The organism is Polaromonas sp. P4_H1 (assembly GCF_056400945.1).
In genome coordinates this window covers 1-677 of sequence record NZ_JBFUKG010000069.1, presented here as the reverse complement: position 1 = coordinate 677, position 677 = coordinate 1, and the positions used below count along the sequence as shown (strand labels likewise).

General features: G+C 61.3%; 1 protein-coding gene. It reads left to right on the top strand.

Annotated features, from left to right (window positions below):
- On the top strand, positions 1-677 hold a 677-nt coding region (locus tag AC1DS5_RS25110; protein ID WP_477720961.1), incomplete at both ends, for a lysine-2,3-aminomutase-like protein.

The following is a 677-nucleotide window of genomic DNA, read 5'->3' as shown; positions in this document are numbered from 1 at the left end:
GTTCAAGCTGGTACATGTCTGCGCGGTGTATTGCCGGTTCTGTTTCCGCCGCGAGATGGTGGGGCCGGGCAAGGAGACCGCGCTGTCACCCGACGCCTATTCAGCGGCGCTGGATTATATCCGCAGCCATGACGAGATCTGGGAGGTAATCCTCACCGGCGGCGATCCCCTGATGCTGTCGCCGCGGCGATTGAGCGAAATCATGGCGGATCTCGCTGATATCCCGCATGTGAAGATCATTCGATTGCATACGCGGGTCCCCGTGGCCGATCCCGGCCGCGTGAGTGCGGAAATGGTGGATGCATTGAAAGTCACGGGTGCAAGTACTTGGGTGGCCCTGCATGCCAATCATCCGCGTGAGCTGACGGATGCTGCACGTGCGTCGTGCGCGCTGATGGTAGATGCCGGCATTCCCATGGTCAGCCAGTCCGTGCTGCTGCGCGGCGTCAATGACGATGCCGCGACGCTGACGGCACTGATGCGCGGTTTCGTCGAGTGCCGCATCAAGCCCTATTATCTGCATCACGGCGACCTCGCGCCTGGCACCGCACATTTGCGCACCAGCATCGCGGAGGGACAGGCCTTAATGCGCGCCATTCGAGGCAATGTTTCCGGATTGTGCCAGCCGGATTATGTGCTCGATATTCCCGGCGGTTATGGCAAGGCGCCGATCGGTC